Origin of the sequence: Variovorax sp. N23 (assembly GCF_025486315.1) — a bacterium.
Lineage (GTDB): Bacteria > Pseudomonadota > Gammaproteobacteria > Burkholderiales > Burkholderiaceae_C > Variovorax.
In genome coordinates, this window is the sequence record NZ_JAOOPY010000045.1 from 1 (window position 1) to 1077 (window position 1077).

Here is a 1077-nt window from a genome sequence, read left to right on the forward strand (position 1 = left end):
ATCAGTTGGCCGGTCTCGTCCGTGCTCGTCACGTCGATGCGGCTGGTCAGGTCGCCGGCGGCCACGGCCTCGGCCACCGCCACGGCGCGACGCAGCGGCTGGGTGATGCTGCGCACCAGCGTCCAGGCCAGGCCGACGCCCAGCACCAGCGACAGCGCGCTGCAGATGATCAGCAGCATCGTCAGGTTGGCGCGCATCTCGTCAGTCCGCTCGGACGCCTGGTCGAGCGCGATGCGCTCGGCTTCGACCATCTGCTGCACCCCGACCACGTAGTCACGCGAGGTGGGCTCGAAGCGCTGGTCGAAGATCCTGTTGGCGCCGTCCATGTCGCCGGCGATCTTCGCCTTGCTGACCTCTTCGCGTGCGGCCAGGTAGGTCTTGCGCAGCTGGCCGATCTTCTCGAAACGCGCCTTCTCCTCCGGCGTGTTCATGCGGGCTTCGATGAATTTCTGCAGTTCGTTGGTGTCGGCGATCGACTTGGCCGTCGCCGGCGCGAAGTAGGCGATCAGGCTGGGGTCGCTGCTCTTGGCGATGGCCGCGGCGCGTTGCACGCCCGCGGTCGTGTGGCGCAGCCAGTCGGAGCCGGCGCGCTCCGTCTTGATGTTCTGCTCCACCATCAGGCGACTCTCCTCGCTCAACTGGCGGAGTTTCAGGATGGCCAGCACGCTGCTGGTGAGGGACAGGGCAAGAATGACGCCGACCACGAGGGTCAGGCGCTTGCCGATGGAAACGTTGTTCAAAAACATGCTCATGACTCCGGAAAGGGGGCTCGTTGCGAGTGCGTATGAAAGGTCAGAAGGTTTCCCATCCGTCGCCAGCGGCGGCAGATGCAGGTTCGCGGGGCGCCGCAGCGGCGCGTGGCAAGGCCGGCACACGCTTGGCCGGCTGAACGCGACGCGCAGCGGACTCGGCAAGGGCACGACCGCGCAGCGCAGGGGCCGAAGCAGCGCCGCCGTCGATACGGAACACGCTCACGACCTGTGACAGGCTGCCCGCCTGGTCCTGCAGCGAGGCGGCGGCCGCAGCGGCCTCTTCCACCAGCGCCGCGTTCTGCTGCGTCACCTGGTCCATCTGCGT

At 67.5% G+C, this 1077-nt stretch carries 1 protein-coding gene and 1 pseudogene; both read right to left on the reverse strand.

Annotation, left to right across the window (positions count from 1 at the left end):
- On the reverse strand, positions 1-746 hold a 746-nt coding region (locus N8A90_RS25380), incomplete at its 3' end, for a methyl-accepting chemotaxis protein (RefSeq protein WP_262078058.1).
- 46 nt (positions 747-792) lie between these two features.
- Positions 793-1077 (reverse strand): annotated as a pseudogene (locus tag N8A90_RS25385) (hypothetical protein); the annotation flags it as partial.